Annotated in this window: 12 protein-coding genes; 5 read left to right on the top strand and 7 right to left on the bottom strand. The window is 65.6% G+C overall.

The window, feature by feature from the left end; translation table 11 throughout:
* Nucleotides 1–176: 176 nt before the first annotated feature.
* The 5 genes from IAE34_RS22590 to IAE34_RS22570 all read left to right on the top strand — a co-directional run bounded on the left by IAE34_RS22590 (nucleotide 177) and on the right by IAE34_RS22570 (nucleotide 10,572).
* The gene (locus IAE34_RS22590; protein WP_200141180.1) at nucleotides 177–2,501 is read left to right on the top strand and encodes a Tex family protein; all 2,325 of its coding nucleotides are present in this window, start codon (nucleotides 177–179) and stop codon (nucleotides 2,499–2,501) included.
* Nucleotides 2,501–2,884, top strand: a complete 384-nt coding sequence (locus tag IAE34_RS22585; RefSeq protein WP_200141179.1) for a PaaI family thioesterase — start codon at nucleotides 2,501–2,503, stop codon at nucleotides 2,882–2,884. Before IAE34_RS22590 ends, IAE34_RS22585 begins: the two co-directional genes overlap by 1 nt.
* A 247-nt stretch (nucleotides 2,885–3,131) precedes the next feature.
* A complete protein-coding gene (gene gshA, locus IAE34_RS22580) occupies nucleotides 3,132–4,709 on the top strand; it encodes a glutamate--cysteine ligase (protein WP_233631317.1) in 1,578 nt (525 codons plus the stop codon).
* Nucleotides 4,709–5,359, top strand: a complete 651-nt coding sequence (locus IAE34_RS22575) for a TetR/AcrR family transcriptional regulator (RefSeq protein WP_200141177.1) — start codon at nucleotides 4,709–4,711, stop codon at nucleotides 5,357–5,359. Before gshA ends, IAE34_RS22575 begins: the two co-directional genes overlap by 1 nt.
* 68 nt (nucleotides 5,360–5,427) lie before the next feature.
* Nucleotides 5,428–10,572, top strand: a complete 5,145-nt coding sequence (locus IAE34_RS22570; protein ID WP_200141176.1) for a hypothetical protein — start codon at nucleotides 5,428–5,430, stop codon at nucleotides 10,570–10,572.
* A gap of 58 nt (nucleotides 10,573–10,630) precedes the next feature.
* Here the strand turns inward: IAE34_RS22570 and IAE34_RS22565 are convergent, their stop codons facing one another.
* The 7 genes from IAE34_RS22565 to IAE34_RS22535 all read right to left on the bottom strand — a co-directional run bounded on the left by IAE34_RS22565 (nucleotide 10,631) and on the right by IAE34_RS22535 (nucleotide 16,189).
* Nucleotides 10,631–10,846 (bottom strand): TOBE domain-containing protein, encoded by a 216-nt coding sequence (locus tag IAE34_RS22565; RefSeq protein ID WP_008095172.1) that lies wholly within the window; start codon nucleotides 10,844–10,846, stop codon nucleotides 10,631–10,633.
* Nucleotides 10,847–10,877: 31 nt separating this feature from the next.
* Nucleotides 10,878–11,690 (bottom strand): aliphatic sulfonates ABC transporter ATP-binding protein, encoded by an 813-nt coding sequence (ssuB, locus tag IAE34_RS22560; RefSeq protein WP_200141175.1) that lies wholly within the window; start codon nucleotides 11,688–11,690, stop codon nucleotides 10,878–10,880.
* Nucleotides 11,687–12,487, bottom strand: coding sequence for an aliphatic sulfonate ABC transporter permease SsuC (ssuC, locus tag IAE34_RS22555; protein ID WP_200141174.1), 801 nt, complete (start codon nucleotides 12,485–12,487; stop codon nucleotides 11,687–11,689). Before ssuC ends, ssuB begins: the two co-directional genes overlap by 4 nt.
* 10 nt (nucleotides 12,488–12,497) lie before the next feature.
* Nucleotides 12,498–13,646, bottom strand: a complete 1,149-nt coding sequence (gene ssuD, locus IAE34_RS22550; RefSeq protein ID WP_200141173.1) for an FMNH2-dependent alkanesulfonate monooxygenase — start codon at nucleotides 13,644–13,646, stop codon at nucleotides 12,498–12,500.
* A 57-nt stretch (nucleotides 13,647–13,703) separates the two neighbouring features.
* The gene (locus IAE34_RS22545; protein ID WP_200141172.1) at nucleotides 13,704–14,669 is read right to left on the bottom strand and encodes a sulfonate ABC transporter substrate-binding protein; all 966 of its coding nucleotides are present in this window, start codon (nucleotides 14,667–14,669) and stop codon (nucleotides 13,704–13,706) included.
* 85 nt (nucleotides 14,670–14,754) lie between these two features.
* Nucleotides 14,755–15,348: an NADPH-dependent FMN reductase gene (ssuE, locus tag IAE34_RS22540; protein WP_200141171.1), complete on the bottom strand. Its 594-nt coding sequence runs from the start codon at nucleotides 15,346–15,348 to the stop codon at nucleotides 14,755–14,757.
* 202 nt (nucleotides 15,349–15,550) lie between these two features.
* Nucleotides 15,551–16,189: a peroxiredoxin gene (locus IAE34_RS22535; protein ID WP_200141170.1), complete on the bottom strand. Its 639-nt coding sequence runs from the start codon at nucleotides 16,187–16,189 to the stop codon at nucleotides 15,551–15,553.
* Between the last annotated feature and the right edge of the window lie 188 nt (nucleotides 16,190–16,377).

The raw sequence follows: 16,377 nt of genomic DNA, 5'->3' as shown, positions 1-16,377 counted from the left end.
TACCGGGTGCATTGTTAGCAGATTTTTCCTCCGGCGCCAGTTCCCCCTGCCCGGCATGGCCTGGAGCTATCACCGCAAGCAGGACTCGATCGGTATAATGCGCGCCTTTCATCCAGCGCCGCCGGGTCCAGATGCCGCCGCGGCCTCATTGCATTCACTCTTTTCAGGTGGTTCTCATGGACAGTATCAACAGCCGTATCGCCGAGGAACTGGGGGTACGCCCGCAACAGGTGGAGGCGGCCGTGGGCCTGCTGGACGAAGGCTCGACGGTGCCCTTCATCGCCCGCTACCGCAAGGAAGTGACCGGCAGCCTGGACGACACCCAACTACGTCACCTGGAAGAACGCCTGCGTTACCTGCGCGAACTCGACGAGCGCCGCGCCAGCATCCTTGCCAGCATCGAAGAGCAGGGCAAGCTGACCCCGGCGCTGGCCCGCGACATCCAGCTGGCCGACACCAAGACCCGCCTGGAAGACCTGTACCTGCCCTACAAGCAGAAGCGCCGCACCAAGGGCCAGATCGCCCTGGAAGCGGGCCTGGGCGAGCTCGCCGACCGCCTGTTCGCCGACCCGCAGCTGAGCCCCGAGACGGAGGCGGCGCGTTTCGTCGACGCCGACAAGGGCGTGGCCGACGTCAAGGCCGCACTCGAAGGCGCCAAGTACATCCTCATGGAGCGCTTCGCCGAGGACGCGGCCCTGCTCGACAAGCTGCGCGGCTTCCTCAAGCACGAGGCGGTGCTCACCGCCCGCGTGGTGCCGGGCAAGGAAGAAGAAGGCGCGAAGTTCCGCGACTACTTCGCCCATGACGAACTGCTGCGCACGGCGCCGTCGCACCGTGCCCTGGCGATCTTCCGCGGCCGTAACGAAGGGGTGCTGAGCGCATCGCTGAAGGTGGGCGAGGAGTTGCCGGGCAGCCTGCACCCCTGCGAGTCGATGATCGGCCAGCACGTGGGTATCGACAACCGTGGCCGTCCTGCCGACAAGTGGCTGGGCGAAGTGGTGCGCTGGACCTGGAAGGTCAAGCTGTACACCCACCTGGAAACCGACCTGTTCGGTGAACTGCGCGACGCTGCCGAAGGCGAGGCGATCAACGTCTTCGCCCACAACCTGCACGACCTGCTGCTGGCCGCGCCAGCCGGCCCGCGCGCGACCCTGGGCTTCGACCCGGGCCTGCGCACCGGCTGCAAGATCGCCGTGGTCGATGCCACCGGCAAGCTGCTGGACCACACCACCGTGTACCCGCATGCGCCGAAGAACGACTGGGACCGCACCCTGTCGATCATGGCTGCGCTGTGCGCCAAGCACTCGGTCGAGCTGATCGCCATCGGCAACGGCACCGCCAGCCGCGAAAGCGACAAGCTGGTGACCGAACTGGTGAAGCAGTACCCGGCGCTGAAGATCACCAAGGTCATGGTGTCCGAAGCGGGCGCCTCGGTGTATTCGGCCTCGGAACTGGCCGCCCGCGAATTCCCGGACCTGGACGTGTCGATCCGCGGCGCCGTGTCGATCGCCCGCCGCCTGCAGGATCCGCTGGCCGAACTGGTGAAGATCGATCCCAAGTCCATTGGCGTGGGCCAGTACCAGCACGATGTCTCCCAGGTGAAACTGGCCCGTGGTCTGGACGCGGTGGTCGAAGACTGCGTGAACGCCGTGGGCGTGGACGTCAACACCGCCTCGGTGGCGCTGCTCACGCGGATCTCGGGCCTGAACGCCACCCTGGCGCAGAACATCGTCGCCCACCGCGACGCCAACGGACCGTTCGCCACCCGCGCAGCGCTGAAAAAGGTCAGCCGCCTGGGCGAGAAGACCTTCGAGCAGGCCGCCGGCTTCCTGCGCGTGATGAACGGCGACAACCCGCTGGACGCCTCGGCGGTGCACCCGGAGGCCTACCCGCTGGTGCAGCGCATCGCCGCTGGCACCGACCGCGACATCCGTTCGCTGATCGGCGACAGCAGCTTCCTCAAGCGCCTGGACCCCAAGCGTTTCACCGACGAGACCTTCGGCCTGCCGACCGTCACCGACATTCTCCAGGAACTGGACAAGCCCGGTCGCGACCCCCGCCCCGAATTCAAGACCGCCACCTTCCAGGACGGGGTCGAGGACCTCAAGGACCTGGAGCCCGGAATGATCCTCGAGGGCGTGGTGACCAACGTCACCAATTTCGGTGCCTTCGTCGACATCGGGGTGCACCAGGACGGTCTGGTGCACATTTCCGCGCTGTCGGAAAAATTCGTCAAGGACCCGCGCGAAGCGGTCAAGGCCGGTGACGTGGTCAAGGTCAAGGTCATGGAAGTGGACATCCCGCGCAAGCGCGTCGGCCTGTCCATGCGCATGGGCGACACGCCCGGCGAGAAGGTCGAAGGCAACCGCGGCGGCGCGCGCGGCAACGGCGGTAACCGCTCGCAGCAGGCGCCGCGTGCGCGTGAGACGGCCACCGCCGCGCCGGCCAACAACGCCATGGCTGCCCTGTTCGCCAACGCCAAGCAGTTGAAGAAGAAATGATGGACGTGCCCAAGTCCTACGTCGAAAGCGCCTTCAGTCAGCTGCTGGGCTGCCGCCTGCAGCACCTGGAAGAGGGGGTGGCGCAGGTCGCGCTGACGCTGACCGCACAGCTGCGCAATCGCGGCCAGAAACTGCACGGTGGGGCGATCTTCAGCCTGGTGGACATCGCCATGGGCCTGGCCTGCTCGGCCAGCCATGGTTTCGACCAGCAGAGCGTGACCATCGAGTGCAAGATCAACTACTTGCGCGCGGTCGACGAGGGCGAGGTGCTGTGCATCGCCAAGGTGATCCATGCCGGCAGGCGCACCCTGGTGGTCGAGGCCGATGTGGTCCAGGGCGACAAGCGCGTGGCCAAGGCGCAGGGAACCTTCGCGGTTCTCTAGCTCACCAAGTGGTAACTGCGGTATTTTCGCGGATATCGAGTCATGGGGCCGCACGGCCCCTTTCGCCGGAGAATCCGTCCCCCGATGATAGTCGGGGCGGACTGTTCGTCGAAGGGGCCTGAAACGCTCCGGTTGCCACATCGGAACCGCGTAGACCAGACGACAACGTCAGTTCCTTTGAAACTACCCTTGTAGACCGTCATATCCACCCCCATATCGGGGCGACCGACGCGTGAAGGAATACACTTTGAGCGACCTCCTCAATCGCCGCCTGAGCTTGCTCGGCAACCATCTTCCCCTGCTTGGGCAGTGCCTGCACGGCATCGAGCGCGAGTGCCTGCGAGTGACCGCCGAGGGTCGGCTGGCCCAGACGCCCCATCCGCAGGCGCTGGGCTCGGCGCTGACCAACGAGCGGATCACCACCGATTACTCCGAGTCGCTGCTGGAGTTCATCACGCCGGCGCTGGCCGATCCGGCGCAGGTGATCGACAACCTCGAAGAGATCCACCGCTTCGTCTACACCCAGCTGGGCGACGAGTTCCTGTGGAGCCCGTCGATGCCGTGCACCCTGCCGGCCGAGGAGGACATCCCGATCGCCGAGTACGGCACCTCCAACATCGGCAAGCTCAAGCACGTGTACCGCAAGGGCCTGGCCCTGCGCTACGGCCGGACCATGCAGTGCATCGCCGGCATCCACTACAACTTCTCGCTGCCCGAGGCCCTCTGGCCGCTGCTGCGTGAGGCCGAGGCCAGCCAGGACAGCGACCGCGATTTCCAGTCGACGGCCTACATCGCTCTGATCCGCAATTTCCGCCGCTACAGCTGGTTGCTGATGTACCTGTTCGGTGCCTCGCCGGCCCTGGACAAAGGCTTCCTGCGTGGCCAGGCGCACCAGCTCGAAGAGCTCGATGGCCAGACCCTCTACCTGCCCTACGCCACCAGCCTGCGCATGAGCGACCTGGGCTACCAGAGCAATGCCCAGGCCGGGCTGACCCCTTGCTACAACAATCTGGAGAGCTACACCGACAGCCTGCGCAAGGCCGTCGGCACGCCTTATCCGCCTTACGTCGAAGTGGGCACCCACGTCGATGGCGACTGGGTGCAGTTGAACACCAACATCCTGCAGATCGAGAACGAGTACTACTCCAACATCCGCCCCAAGCGCGTGACCTACACCGGCGAGCGTCCGATCCAGGCCCTCGCCGCGCGTGGCGTGCAGTATGTGGAGGTGCGCTGCCTGGACATCAACCCGTTCCTGCCGGTGGGCATCGACCTCACCGAAGCGCGCTTTCTCGATGCCTTCCTGCTGTTCTGCGCCCTGGAGGACAGCCCTCAATTGGACAACAGCGAGTGCGGCCAGTGCTCGGGCAACTTCCTCAGCGTGGTCAAGGAAGGTCGGCGCCCAGGGCTGGAATTGCAGCGTGACGGTGAGCCGGTGCCGCTCAGGACCTGGGCCAGCGAGCTGCTCGCGCGCATCGGCCAGTTGGCTGAACTGCTCGATCGCGCCAATGGCGGCGACGATCACGCCCAGGCGCTGGCCGAACAGCAGGCCAAGGTCGACGATCCGGAACTCACGCCTTCTGCGCAGGTGCTGGCACGCATGACCGAGCACGACGAGTCGTTCGTCGACTTCTCCCTGCGCCAGAGCCGGCTGCATGCCGAACAGTTTCGCCAGCAACCGCTGTCGGCCGAACAACAGCAGGCCTTCGAATCCCTGGCCCGCGAATCCCTGGCCGAGCAATCGCGCCTGGAACAGCAGGAGGTCGGGGATTTCGATCTGTTCGTCGGTGCCTACCAGGCCAGTATCCTGGCCATCAGCAACTGATGAGCCGCGGCACCGCCGCGCGCAAGCCGCGGGCCAGCAGCCAGGCCAGGATCGCCACGATACTGGCCGCTGCGCGCGAGTTGCTGGCCGCAGAGGGTGTCGGCGCGCTGTCCATCTATGGCGTGGCCGAGCGGGCGCAGATTCCGCCGTCGTCGGTCTACCATTTCTTCGCCAGCGTACCGGCGCTGCTCGAAGCCCTCACCGCAGACGTGCACCGTGCCTTTCGTGAAGCCCTGCAGGCGCCCGTGGCACCTGAAGCGCTGGATTCGTGGAGGGCGCTTTCGCGGCTGATCGAGCAGCGCATGATCGCCCTGTACAACGAGGATGCCGCTGCCAGACAGCTGATTCTCGCCCAGCACGGCCTCAGCGACGTGGCCCAGGCGGATCGTCACCACGACCTGCAACTGGGCAAGCGCATGCAGGCGCTGTTCGATCGGTATTTCCATCTTCCGCAGCTGCCGACCGAGATCGATGTCTTCGCCCTGGCCATGGCCATCACCGACCGGGTCTATGCGCACTCCATCCAGCAGCACGGCACCATCACCGAGCGCCTGGCCGAAGAAGCCATGCGGGTCTGCGAGGCGTACCTGGGCGCCTATCTGCCGCCCTACCTGGCCAGGCGATCATGCCCTGTGAGTAACACTATGTAACGCAGCTGGCAGTCGAACCGGCGCTGTAATGAGGGCCTTGCGACCCTCAACCGACCGGGACACTGCCAATGCCAAGTGATCTTCCAGCGTCACCCAGCCTGCTCGGGCTCGACCTCGATGCCCCCGTACACACCGCCCCATCGCCTGCACAGGTCGGTCTTCCAGCCGGTCGAGGCAATGCGCTGATCCAGGCCGAGGCCGACCGGCGCCAGGCCGGGGAAAATCTCCAGGCGCTGTTCGACCAGGCATCCGTATCGGGCACCGGCTTCTGGCACGCGCGCATGCCGGGGCATGCCATCTCGCGCCTGGCCCATGCCAGGCAGCTGTTGCATGGACACTGGTCCAGCAGCGTCTCGCTGCATTACGGCCTCGGTGAAGTCGACGCCCGGACCTACGACAGCGTCGAGCTGGAGCCCACTGGCCGCTACGCCCGGCTGCGATGGCAAGCGCCCGAACAGCCTGGGGTGACCAGCCAGGCAGTGCTTCTGGTCGTGCCTGCCGAAGCAGGCGAAAGCTGGCTGCTGTACTGGCCGCAGGACGCCGTGGCCATCCGCGCATTCGGCGACCTGCCCACGCTGCAACACTGGGCCCTTGCACGGCGCAGGACGCTCTGGCCCTCGGTGCCGGGCATCGAGCTCGAGGCAGACAGCGCTCGGGTCCAGGTCCAGCCGCTGACCGGTGATGGAATCGAGACCTTGCTGCGCAGTCTGCTGCCGACCCCGGACACAGCCCAGCCCAGAGTGCAGTGGCAGCTACCGTCGGCCCTGAGCGAGCGGTTGGCTGCGCTGGTGGAGATGGATGAGCAACTGGCCGAGGAAGAGATTCACTTCGACGCGCTCGACTCACGCTTGCCTCTGGGCTGGTGCCGGCGACGCATCGACCGCCAGGAGCAGTTGTTGAACGCTTATCTGGGCGGCAACGGTGACCCGGCATCGGCAGCCATGGAACGTCTGCGGGCGCAACAGGCGAAGCTCGACGCCCAGGATGCGGCCTTGCAGGCCATGCTGGCGGCGATGCCGGAACCGTTCACGGCTCAGAGTTGGAGTGAACTGCAGGGGGAGTCGAGTCGCTTCGAGCACCTGAGCACGTATCTGGCCGATAACCTGCTGCAGGAAGCCGAGTTCCAGCACCTGCTCGGCGATCTGCCGGCGCCACATCTGCACTGGGTTCGCACGCTGGTGGACAGGCCCGAGCCCAGCCTGCAGCGCGGCGTGGTGGCCAGCGCCCTGGCCGTTGGCGTACCAGGCCGGACCTGGAAGCTGACCGGGCTGCTGATGGTGCAGGCGGCCTCGGCACAGGCCATCGAGCCTGGGGACGCCACCGTCCTGCTGTACAAGCCCGGCCATGACGGCGGCCTGCTCAGCTTCGAGAGCGAAGAACAGCTGTTCGAACGGTTACTGGCCACGCTGCAGGGTGCCTGGCCCGAGGCACTGATCGACTCCCTGTGGCCACAGGACGGCGCTGCCTTGATCGAACACCTGGCGCGTCCAGGCGACAGCCCGAAGCTACGCCGTGTGCCCATCCTGAACCACGCCTTCGACTACTTGGCGCAAACCCAACTGGCCCTGCTGGGCGAGGCGTCGCTCGCCATCGGCACGCAATGGCGCTGGAAAATCGCCATCTCGGGCAATGCGGCCAGGCTGCAGGCCTTCGAGCGCCTGGCCGAACGCAACCGCACGGACCGTTTGCAGACGTTACTGAGCCCATTGGCCATCCTCGACAATGCACAGCGCGAGAGACTCGCCAAGGCATTCGATGACTTGCGCAAGGCCATGCGAGCCAGCGACGCACTGATAGCCAGAGATCTCCCCGAGCGTGGACGATTCGCCCGTAGCCGCCTGCATGAGCATCTAGGCAAGACCTACGGATTGACACGCGTATCGGATATCCGCCTGGACATTGCCGATCGAACCGTCGTCACACAGGTCCCCCTGCCTGAGTCGGGTTTCGGACAGGCCTACAAGCAGACCATCACGTTCAGTGCCGAACGCAGCGAGATACCGTTGCAGACATTTCTGCTCTGGGCCCTGGACGACGACTTGAGCCAGCGCCTGAGCGATGCCAGGGTGATCTTCGACGACGCGACGCTCGCCGCCGATCTGCAAAGCCATCTCGACCCGCCAGCGATCGCGCAGTTGTCAGGCACGCTGGATCTTGCCGGTGCCTACGAACAGACGATCATCGATGCCTTCAAAGGTGCTGCCGAGCAGACCCAATGGCAAGCGCAGTGGCGCCAGGAGGTGCTGCGGGCCCCGTACGAATGCGCTTTGAAGATTCTGACGCTGAGCCATCCACGATCGCTGGACGCTCGGGGCCAGGCCGTGCTCGAACGGTTCTGCCAGGAGCAGTGCACTGGCTGCAACGCGCCCAGCGTGCGTCACCATGACCTGGACCTGAGGCCGGGCACCGCGCTCGATGGCACCAGCCATCGCGTGGCGCTGTCCGGGATCTTCCTGGTCGAACCCGACAACGGTCCAGTGCTGCTGCTGATGCCCGACGCACCGAACGGCAAGGTAGTGACCCAGCATGACGATCGCCAGGCGGCCTGCCGGAGCCTCGAGTTCATGGCGCTGGATGCGCCCATGCGCGACTACCTCGCCGCGCTACCGATCGACGGCGAGTACGACAAGCACCGGTCCTACATCGATCAGGCGCTGCTCGAACAGTTCTGCGGGTTCATCGAGGTCGGCATCGCCCGCTCGGAATCGGTCGCCGAAGTACAGGCCCGATTGCTCATGGGGCGGCTGGTCATGGAGCACCGTGCGTCTTCGCGCAGCAAGGCCGACCTGTACATGGAGCGCGAGGCCATCCGCCATGGCCGGGTGTACGACTACATCAAGCTGGCGTTGGGCTTTCTGCCTGGGGTCGGCGCGCTGGTGGCGTTGTACGACGGCTGGCATGCTGCCAATGCCAGCGTCGAGGCGTTTCTGCGCAACGACCCTGCCGAAGGCATCGCGCACCTGAACAGCGTATTCCTGTCGCTGGCCGACGCCGCTTTCGACCTGGGCACGGCGCTGTTGCCCGGCTCCGTCCACACGCCCGCCCATGCCCGCACCCTCGCCCGCCAGAGCCAGCTCGCCCCGCGCCCGCCTGTGTTGACGCGCCGCACCCGCCCCCAGCCCTTCGCCGGCTATGCGAGCCAAAGCCCCTCCGGTCGCTGGAAGGATCACCCCGAAGTGCATGGCCGAGGCGTCTACCGGCATGTCGAGAGCAACGCCGACTACATTCTGCATCAAGGCCAGCACTACTCGGTCGAGTGGGACCCCACCTACCGAACCTGGCGTCTTTCAGGCAATGCCCTGCGCACCTACAAACAACCCATCAGGCTCAACGCCCAGGGCGCCTGGGAGTCCCATGGCCGGGTCAGTGGCCACCTGGTGGACAATGGGCTTGGCGGGGGCGGTGCGTACCTGGGTCGTCTGTACCAGCGCGGTTGGGAAAATCTGCGCGCCTATCTGGGCCGGCCACCTGCACTGCTGTCTCCCGAAGACCTGCTGCTGGAGATCGATCAGGGACGGCTCAGCGCGCAAAGCCGCCTGATCGCCAGTCAGGAGGCCCTGCGAACGCTGGTCGCCAATCAGGTGCCCGGCTCACCGCTGTCGGACGCGGTCAGGCACGCGCGCAACGCCTACGGCGACCAGTTGCAGGACTTCGTGAACTTGCATGAGCAGGGTCTGGAGCGCCTGCGGGGTATCCGTGCGTTGGCGGGCAACCCGCAACGACGGCTGCGCGACGGACTGGCCTACAATATCGCCCACCAGCATCCAGCGCTGATTCGCCTGCGCCACATGCAGCTGTTCGCTCACTACGAGGATGTGCTGCGTGTGCAGGCGTCGATCGAAGCGGGTCCCGTCGATCTGCTGGCGCAGATGAAAGCGCTTCGCGCGCAACAGCGACTTCTGACCCAGGCCCTCGGCCAGATGGAGCGTGAGCTGCATCGCGCGGCAGCGCTGAAGAACCGGTTGCAAGGCGCCAACCTCACCACCTACACCCTGAACCTCGACGCCTTGGATCTGCCGCTGGATCCCAACAGCTACAGGGTCGTGCGCCTGTCCATCGAAGCGGCAAACGTGCTGCAACTGCCATCGGCACTCAGCGGCGATCTGTTGCTGGCACTGCGTCAGGTCAACCGCGAGCTCACCCCGTTGCGCAGCCAGCTGTTCAGTCATCAGGACCTGGCTTCGGCGGGCCTGAGCCGGGCACAGGAGCACCGCTTCCTGTTGCAGGTCAGAGCCCGTTATCAGCGATTCGACAGCTTCCTGCTCAGTTGGCAGGATGATTTTCCGGAATTCGTCACCGCTCAGAGCACTCGCCCTCTTCGCCAGGAGTTGGCCAGGTTGATCGAGGAAGTCGAACAGGCACTGGCTGCCTCCGCCCCCGTACGAAGACCGCCCGCGGTGCGCCATGGCCCCCAGCGCCCGCGGTTGTTCGAAACCGTCGACCAGCAGTTGCTGATCGGACGGGAGGTCAGCGTCGATGGTGAGCCGCGCATGGTGGTCAGCAGCGGCTTGCCACAGGAACCGGGGGCCATGTTCACCCGTTCCATGGACAACCGTTGGCAAGCGTCGACGAGCGCTCCAGCGGCGCCGTCGGGTACTTTGTCCTCCCTGCTGATCAGCGCCGGCAAGCGTCTGGACGAGGTACCGCGGCAACGGGCCAATCTCCAACGCTACCAACAGATGAACATGGCGCCAGCCAGCCTGCAGGACCTTGCCGATGGCTATGCCACCACCCTGGAGGACCTGGCTCGGAGCGTGCTGCGCGAGGGGGCCGACACACTGAGCCCGGTCCAGCGCGCGCTGGTGCAGCAGGTACAGCGGGCGGCCAGCGACCTGCGGCTTCTAGGCAAGCGGCTGAGAATCGACCAGATCAAGGCACTCTCGGAGCCGACGGCTGCTCATCTGGAATATCTGCATGGCGAAGATCAGGTGAGGATTCGCTGGTCGCGGGTGCTGGAGCCGGCGAAGAACAAGCACGGCCAGCCGAGCGAATACCTGGAGGAGTACCGGATAGACGATGCCGGCACTGGCCAAGCGCTGTGGTACGCGCACTTCCACTTCAGGAAACGGCCGGCGTCAGGCTTCACGCGCCTGGAGGCCGGTCATCTGAAGCTGGCCAGCCAGCGCAATCAGCGGGCTGACGCCTGGCGCGGGGTCATCGACGAAAGACAGGCCACGGCACTGTTCGGCGGATTGCGCCCGGCTGTGGATTGAAGATTCGCAGCAGCTGCCCCGCGCCGTTGCGGCGCGGGGTTCGCATGGATCGCCCGGCTCAGAGCTTGGCGATCGACACTTCGGTGGACTTCACGAAGGCGATGACTTCGCTGCCCACTTGCAGCTCCAGTTCCTTGACCGAGCGGGTGGTGATGACCGAGGTGACGATACCCGAGGCAGTCTGCACGTCGATTTCCGACAGTACCGGGCCTTCGAGGATCTCCTTGACGGTGCCTTTGAACTGGTTGCGTACGTTGATCGCTTTGATGGTCATGCTGTGATTCCTTCTGCTTGGCTTGGGAGGTTCAGTGAGCCCAACGCAATTGCGTGGGCAAAGGGGCTACGGGCTCCGGGTCGGGCGGTATGCCCGGTACGGAAAGAACGCGTTCGAGCACCTGGTTCTCCAGTGCGGCCAGGCGATGCGAGGTACGTGCCCGGGGGCGGGCGACATCGACGCTGAGGTCCAGCCCCACGGCGCCGTCTTCGATCAGGATCACCCGGTCGGCGACGGCGACGGCCTCGCTGACGTCATGGGTGACCAGCAACACGGTGAATCCATGCTGACGCCACAGGCGCTCGATCAGTTGCTGCATCTCGATGCGGGTCAGCGCATCCAGTGCACCCAAGGGTTCGTCCAGCAACAGCAGGCGCGGCTGGTGGATCAGCGCGCGCGCCAGGGCCACGCGCTGCTTCTGGCCACCGGACAGCGCGGCCGGCCACTCATGGGCGCGGTCGGCCAGGCCGACCGCCTCCAGCGCTTCCAGCGCCCGTGGACGCCAGTTGCCGGACAGGCCGAGGCCGACGTTGTCGATCACCTTTTTCCAGGGCAGCAGGCGCGCATCCTGGAACATCAGCCGGGTCTGCTCGCGAGCCTCGGCCAGGGGCGCACTGCCGGCCAGCAACTGCCCTGCACTGGGCTGGTCGAGACCTGCCAGCAGGCGCAGCAGGGTGCTCTTGCCGCAACCGCTGCGCCCGACCACGGCGACGAATTGCCCGGCGGGAATGTGCAGGTCGATGCCGCGCAGCACTTCACGCGAACCAAAGGACTTGCGCAGGCCGTCGGCGGCCAGCGGAATGCCACGCAGCAGTTGTGGCGGACGTTCGTTGAGCACGGTCATCGGCCACCTCCCTGCCGGGCCACTTGATAGGCCGGATGCCAGCGCAGCCACACGCGCTCCAGGCCGCGGGCGGCGAGGTCGGCCAGCTTGCCGAGCACGGCGTACAGCACGATCGCCAACACCACCACGTCGGTCTGCAGGAATTCGCGGGCGTTCATCGCCAGGTAGCCGATGCCGGCGTTGGCCGAGATGGTCTCGGCGACGATCAGGGTCAGCCACATGAAGCCCAGGGCGAAGCGCACCCCCACCAGGATCGAAGGCAGCGCACCGGGCAAAATCACCTGACTGAACAGGGCGAAGCCGGACAGCCCGTAGCTACGCGCCATCTCCACCAGGGCCGGGTCGACATTGCGAATGCCGTGGTAGGTGTTGAGGTAGATGGGGAACAAGGTGCCCAGCGCGACGAGAAAGATCTTCGCCGACTCGTCGATGCCGAACCACAGGATCACCAGCGGGATCAGCGCCAGGTGCGGTACGTTGCGGATCATCTGCATGGAGCTGTCGAGCAGCCGCTCGCCCCAGCTCGACAGACCGGTGATGAACCCCAGCAGCAGGCCAAGGCTGCCACCGATCACGAAGCCGACCGCTGCACGCCAGCCGCTGATCGCCAGGTGGGTCCAGAGTTCGCCGCTGCGCACCAGCTCGACCCCTGCGGCGACCACCGCGCTGGGGGCGGGCAGGATGCGTGTCGACAGCCAGCCGGCGTTGACCGACAGCTGCCACACGGCCAGCAACAGCACCGGCAGCGCCCAGGGCGCCAGGCGTCTGCCCAGGGAGGAAGAAATCTCACCACTCATGATCGACCCCTCAGCTCTGCGACACGGACTTGGGCAGGATGTCGTTGGCCACCATCTCGCCGAACGGGCTGACATAGCCGGCGCTGGCCGCCGCCTGTGGACGCTGCACGTCCAGGTGCGGGAACAGCAGCTCGGCCACTCGGTAGGATTCCTCCAGGTGTGGATAACCCGAGAAGATGAAGGTATCGATGCCCAGGTCGGCGTATTCCTGCACCCGCACCGCCACGGTCGGGCCGTCACCCACCAGCGCGGTGCCGGCGCCGCCGCGCACCAGGCCCACGCCCGCCCACAGATTCGGGCTCACCTCCAGCTGATCGCGGCGACCCTTGTGCAGCGCCGCCATGCGCTGCTGGCCGACCGAGTCGAAACGCGCCAGGGAAGCCTGGGCGCGGGCGATGGTGTCGTCGTCCAGGTGCGAGATCAGCCGTTCGGCCGCCGCCCAGGCCTCGGCGTTGGTCTCGCGCACGATCACGTGCAGGCGGATGCCGAAGCGTACTTCGCGGCCCTGGGCCCTGGCCTTCTCGCGCACGGCGGCGATCTTCTCGGCCACCGCCTCGGGCGGCTCGCCCCAGGTCAGGTACAGCTCGACCTGTTCGGCCGCCAGGTCCTGGGCAGCCTCGGAGGAGCCGCCGAAGTACAGGGGCGGACGCGGCTGCTGAATCGGCGGGTAGAGCAACTTGGCACCTTTGACCTGGATGTGCTTGCCGTCGTAGTCCACCACCTCGCCTTCGAGCACCTTGCGCCAGATGCGGGTGAACTCCACCGAGGCCTCGTAGCGCTCCTGGTGATTCAGGTGCAGGCCATCGCCGGCCAGCTCGTCCGGATCGCCACCGGTCACCAGGTTGAACAGCGCGCGTCCGTTGGACAGGCGATCGAGGGTCGCCGCCTGGCGGGCCGCCACGGTGGGCGAGATGATGCCCGGACGCAGGGCGACGAGGAACTTCAGGCGCTCGGTCACCGGGATCAGCGAGGCGGCCACCAGCCAGGAGTCCTCGCAGGACCGGCCGGTGGGAATCAGTACGCCGCCGAAACCGAGACGATCGGCGGCCTGGGCGACCTGTGTCAGGTAGCCATGATCGACGGCGCGCGCGCCTTCGCTGGTGCCCAGGTACTTGCCGTCGCCGTGGGTGGGCAGGAACCAGAAGATGTTCAGGCTCATTGGAGTGGTCTCCTCAAGGGGTTTGCGCCGCAGCCACGCCACGGCACGCGAAGGGGTTCAGGGTGCGCTGGCGACCTTTGCCGCGGGCGTCCAGATCGCCTCCTTGATGCTCAGCGGTTTGGGAATCAGCTTCAGGCTGTGGAAGGTGTCGGCGATCTTCTGCTGCGCCGCCACCACCTCGGGCGTCAGCGGTGCAGCACCATAGCCCTGGCGCTTGACCGAGGTCAGGGTGATGTCCGCCGGCAGGCCCAACAGCGGCGCGACCTGGTCGGTCACTTGCTGGGGATTGGCCTGGGACCACTGGCCGACCTCGCGCACCTGCTCGATCAGCGCACTGATCACGGCAGGGTGTTCGGTGGCGTAGCGACGCGTGGCCAGGTAGAACTGATGGTTGTCGACCAGGCCCTGGCCGTCACGCAGGGTGCGCGCCTGCAACTGCTGCTCGGCAGCCGCCTGGTACGGATCCCAGATCACCCAGGCATCGACGCTGCCGCGCTCGAAGGCGGCGCGGGCATCGGCCGGCGGCAGGTATACGGGTTGGATGTCGGAATATTGCAGGCCCGCGTCCTGCAGGGCGCGAACCAGCAGGTAATGCACGTTGGAGCCCTTGTTCAGGGCGACCTTCTTGCCCTTGAGGGCGGCCACCGACTGGATCGGCGAATCCTTGGGCACCAGGATCGCCTCGCTGTGGGGCGCAGGCGGTTCATAGGCGACGTAGAGCAGGTCGGCGCCGGCCGCCTGGGCGAACACCGGCGGAGTTTCGCCGGTGACGCCGAAGTCGATGGAGCCGACATTCAGCCCTTCGAGCAGCTGTGGCCCACCGGGGAACTCGGTCCACTGCACCTGTACGCCCTGCTCGGCCAGGCGCTTCTCGAGCGATCCCTTGGCCTTGAGCAGCACCAGGGTGCCGTATTTCTGATAGCCGATACGCAAGGTTTCGGCCTGGGCTTGCTGGGTCACGCCGAGGGCTACGGCCGCCGCGAACAGGGCGACCAGACCACGACGCAGAAGGACGGTGCGCATGGCGCTCTCCTGTGCGAATGAGGGTCGGGTTGCACCTGCTCGTCTCGTTGGCGGGCGAGTAAGGTGGAAAAGCGGTGAAAGCGGTTCAGATGCTCCAGCGCGCGCTGATCAGCCGCTCTTCGAGCACGCCGGGCGCGACCGGCCTGGGGCGTCGGGCCAGCGCCGCGTGGAAGGTCTCCAGCGAATCGAGCAGTCGCGCCTGCAGGGCATCGGCCAGCCGTGCGGGCTGGGTGGCGTCGGCATAGGTGATCTGGCTGTCGTCGGCGAAGATCCCGTGCAGGGTCTCCTGCGCCTTGAGTGCCGAGAGCACCGGCTTGAGCGCGTAGTCCACGGCCAACATGTGGGCGATGCTGCCTCCGGTGGCGATCGGCAGCACGACCTTGTGCTCCAGGGCGCGTTCGGGCAGCAGGTCGAGCAGGGTCTTCAGTGCGCCGGAGAACGAAGCCTTGTACACCGGGGTGGCGACCACCACCCCATCTGCCTGGGCCACCAGTTGCTGGAAGTGCTTGATCTGCGGGCTGTCGAAGCGTGCATGCAGCAGGTCCTCGGCGGGGAACTCACGCACCTGGAACGTCACCACTTCCACGCCCTGCGCCTGCAGCCAGTGGCGAGCCTGATCGAGCAGCACGCCGGAGCGTGAACGAGTACTGGGGCTGCCGCCGAGAGATACAACCAGCATGTGCGCGTGTCCTTGGAATGGCTTCGGGAGTAGTCCCCTTCAGATGCCTGCAACGGTAACAGGCCATTGTATATATCCATAAATCATATTTTCTTATTTGTTTATTCCATTTATACACATACCACTGAACCATCGCCCATAAAAAAGGGCCGTCGAAACGGCCCGAAATCCCTGCTTGGCTAAAGAGCAGTGCAACGAGGATTCAGCGATTGGGTTGCGGGGTCAGGCGTAGGTAGGGTTTCACCGCGCGGTAGCCCTTGGGGAAGCGCTGGCGCAGTTCCTCTTCGTCCTTGAGCGACGGCACGATCACCACATCGTCGCCATCCTGCCAGTTGCCCGGCGTGGCCACCTTGTAGTTGTCGGTGAGCTGCAAGGAGTCGATGACCCGCAGGATTTCATTGAAGTTGCGGCCGGTGCTGGCCGGGTAGGTGATGGTCAGGCGCACCTTCTTGTGCGGATCGATGACGAACAGCGAGCGCACGGTCAAGGTGTCGCTGGCGTTGGGGTGAATCAGGTCGTACAGGTCCGAGACCTTGCGGTCGGCGTCGGCGATGATGGGGAAATTCACCACGGTCTGCTGGGTCTCGTTGATGTCGTCGATCCACTGGTGGTGCGAGTCGACCGGGTCGACCGACAGTGCGATGGCCTTCACGCCGCGCTTGGCGAATTCGTCCTTGAGCTTGGCGGTGAGGCCCAGCTCGGTGGTGCAGACAGGGGTGAAGTCGGCGGGGTGCGAGAACAGCACGCCCCAACTGTCGCCCAGCCACTCGTGGAAACGGATCTTGCCGGCGCTGGAATCCTGTTCGAAATCGGGGGCGATATCACCAAGTTTGAGGCTCATGAAAGCGGCTCCTGTCGAGTGTCTAGCCTGTGCAGTGAATGTGCCTGCTTTGGCCTGAAAACAAAAAGAATAGATAACGATTTGCTTATAACCGTAAGCAGCAGCCTTTCTCAGGCCAAAAAAAACCTCGCGGGAGGCGTAATGCTGTTCACTTAAGCATTTGAGTCCGAGCCAGGGTTTCTAGAAAA

It is taken from the genome of Pseudomonas sp. S30 (assembly GCF_016518545.1).
In the GTDB taxonomy this organism is placed as follows: domain Bacteria; phylum Pseudomonadota; class Gammaproteobacteria; order Pseudomonadales; family Pseudomonadaceae; genus Aquipseudomonas.
Note: the sequence above shows the minus strand (reverse complement) of the source record. Positions and strands in the feature narration are given on the sequence as shown.